Genomic DNA, 2992 nt, shown 5'->3' on the forward strand with positions numbered 1-2992 from the left:
AGCACGCGACGGGCGCATTCGTCGAGGCGGGCCTCATCCAGCGTACCGTCCTTGACGGCCTTGACCACGGCGTTGATGTAGTCCTCGCCGCAGTACGGCATCTGCAGGTCGAGGCCGGCCTTGATGCCTTCCACACGATCCCAGATGGCACCCCAATCGGTCACGGTGACACCCTCGTAACCCCAGTCCTTGCGCAGGATGTCGTCCAGCAGGTGCTTGTTCTGGCAGGCCGGCGTGCCGTTGATCTTGTTGTAGGATCCCATGATGGACCACGGCCTGGCCTCGCGCACGGCGGTCTCGAAGGCCGGCAGGTAGATCTCGCGCAGGGCGCGTTCGCTGAGGTCCTCGTTCACGGTGAAGCGGTTGGTCTCCTGGTTGTTCACGGCGAAATGCTTGATGCAGGTGCCCACGCCTTGGGACTGCACGCCGTTGATATGGCCCGCGGCCATACGTCCGGCCAGATACGGGTCCTCGGAGATGTATTCGAAGTTGCGGCCGCACAGCGGGCTGCGCTTCATGTTGACGGCGGGGCCGAGAATCACGCTGACCCCCTGGTCCCGGCACTCCTCGCCGAGCGCCGTGCCGATCTCGCGCATGAGCTCGGGATCCCAGCTGTTGGCGGTGGTGGCGCCGGACGGGAAGCAGGTGGCCGGATGGGAGCCGAATACGCCGAGCATGTCCTGGTCGCCGCCCTGCTTGCGCAGGCCGTGCGGCCCGTCCACGAGTTCGATGGACGGCAGTCTGCCGTCGAGGTCGTTGGTGTTGGAGAACGACTTGCCCGAGCACAGGCGAGCCTTCTCTTCGAGGCTCAGGCTCTTGAGCGTCGCTTCGATGTTCATGGTGGTTGTCCCTTCTTTGGGTTGATGGTTGGATTTCGGATCGTGCGTCTATAGGGGAATCGGGGCCGTTCAGAGCGTCAGTTCAGTAGTATCCTGGCCGTCATTGGCGGTCAGTCGCAGCGGCGTCGCGGGGTCGGCGCGGCGTATGACGGCGAGTGCACGCCCCTGGTAGGTGGTGTAGGTCCCGCTGGTGAACCGGTCGGTGGTGCATGGGTCCGCGCTGCCGAAGCCGAGCAGTTCCCCGCCTTCGACGGCAAGCGTTATGGATCGGTCGTCACCGGATTCGATGACGCCTTCCGCGTCCCGCAGGGCGAGGTCCACGTAGACCAGCCCGTCGTGCGCGCCCGGTTCGGCTGGTTCGGCGTGAAGCGTGGGCCCGACATCATTTTTCGCCGAGGACAGGCTGGTACTGCCGATCTGGGAACCGTCGGCGGCGAACGTCACGGCGGTCACGCGGCCGGGTTGGTAGGTGGCCGGGAACAGCGCACGCATGTCCTTGAGTTTTTTTCGCCCGATCGACTTGCCGTTGATGAGCACCTCGGCGCTGGCTGCCGGGGCTGGCGCCATCACCTCGATGGTGGTCTTCCAGCCGTCGCGCCCCTTCCAGCTCCAGCTGTCGATGGCGTTGGTGCCGCGCCACATGCCCTTGCCCAGTTTTTGGCCGGGGCCGACCGGCGGACGCACGCCGAGGTATATGGCTTTACGTGCGCCCCAGATGATCGCGGCATGGGCCGCTTCGGCCCCGGGAACACCGAGGATGTCGATGGCGCCGGCCTCGGCGAGGAGCCAGGGATAGGCCTTGTTGAAGCCCAGCCCTTCGGGGCGTGTGGTCCAGGAGCCCAGGCCGGCCTCGCCGATGTAATCCCAGGCGGACCACATGAAGTCGCCGATCACGTGGTCCATGGACGTGACCTTGCGCCAGTTGGCCGCCAGCTGGAACGGCATGGTCTCGCTGCCGTAGATCAGGCGGTCCGGATGGACCTGAGCGTCCTTGCGGTACCGGTCGGAGGCGTAGTTGTATCCGGCGATGTCGAGCTTGTCGCACGCCGGGGAGACCACGCGGTCGACCGCCCCGAAACCGGCGGCCTTCTGTACGAGCGCGCCGCCGATGGCCATAAGCATGTTGAACAGCATGCTGCCGCCGGCCTTCTGCTTGCCGCCCGGGTCCTCCCGGTACAGGCCCTTGCCTTTGGACGCGCCATAGAGGAGCGTGAGGTTCAGGCCCATCGTGACCGGCCGGGTGGGATCGAGACGGTGGAACTCGTCCACGATCCGCTGCTCGAGGTCGAGTCCGCGTTTGTCGTACGGTTCGAGGTTCTCGTTGCCGATGGAGTACATGATCACGCTGGAGTGGTTGAAGTCGCGCGCGGTCGTCGCCGCGGCGTCGTCCTTCCAGTTGGATTCGAAGTCCAGCGCGTAGTCGTTCTTGTTCTTGCGCTCGTACCACATGTCCCACATCTCGTCGATCACGAACATGCCCAGGCGGTCGCAGGCCCGGAGCAGGGCTTCGGAGGCCGGGTTGTGGGCGCAGCGGATGGCGTTGTAGCCGTTCTCCTTGATGATGCGCACGCGGCGCAGTTCGGCGGTCTCGTAGGCGCGGGCGCCGAGCACGCCGTTGTCATGGTGCACGCAGCCGCCGCGTAGCTTGACGCTTCGGCCGTTGATGAACAGGCCGTGCGGATTGTGTTCGATCATGCGGATGCCGAAGGTCTCATGGGCCTTGTCAAGCACGTTGCCGGTGGCGTCGGTGAGCGTCACGCGGGCCTCGTACAGGTTCGGCTCGTCCACGCTCCACAGGGCCGCGTCCCCGATGGTGATGCGTGCGTCCCGACCCTCGCCGTGGGCCACGGTACGGCCGTCACGCACGATATCGACGGTGACGGCGAAGGCCGATTCGTCCGGCTCATTTCCGAACGCCCCGACGATATCCGTATGCACGTCGATGACGGCCGGCTCGTATGAGATGGTGGTCACGCGCACCCCGTGGGCGGCGACGTGCACCGGTCCGGCCACCCTGAGTCTTACCGGGCGGATGATGCCGCCACCCGAGTACCAGCGGGTGTTCGGGGTGGCGGAGTTGTCCGCGGTCACGGTGATCTCGTTGTCGCCTTCCGGACCATCCCCGTAGACGAGTAGATCGGTGATGTCCACGG

General features: G+C 65.7%; 2 protein-coding genes. Both read right to left on the reverse strand.

The window, feature by feature from the left end:
* On the reverse strand, positions 1 to 839 hold an 839-nt coding region (locus tag JS536_RS11670), incomplete at its 3' end, for a glycoside hydrolase family 3 N-terminal domain-containing protein (protein WP_276310855.1).
* 69 nt (positions 840 to 908) lie between these two features.
* A partial coding sequence (locus JS536_RS11675; RefSeq protein ID WP_214357062.1) for a glycoside hydrolase family 2 TIM barrel-domain containing protein occupies positions 909 to 2992 on the reverse strand: 2084 nt, incomplete at its 5' end.

The organism is Bifidobacterium sp. SO4 (genome assembly GCF_018555355.1).
Classification (GTDB): domain Bacteria; phylum Actinomycetota; class Actinomycetes; order Actinomycetales; family Bifidobacteriaceae; genus Bifidobacterium; species Bifidobacterium miconisargentati.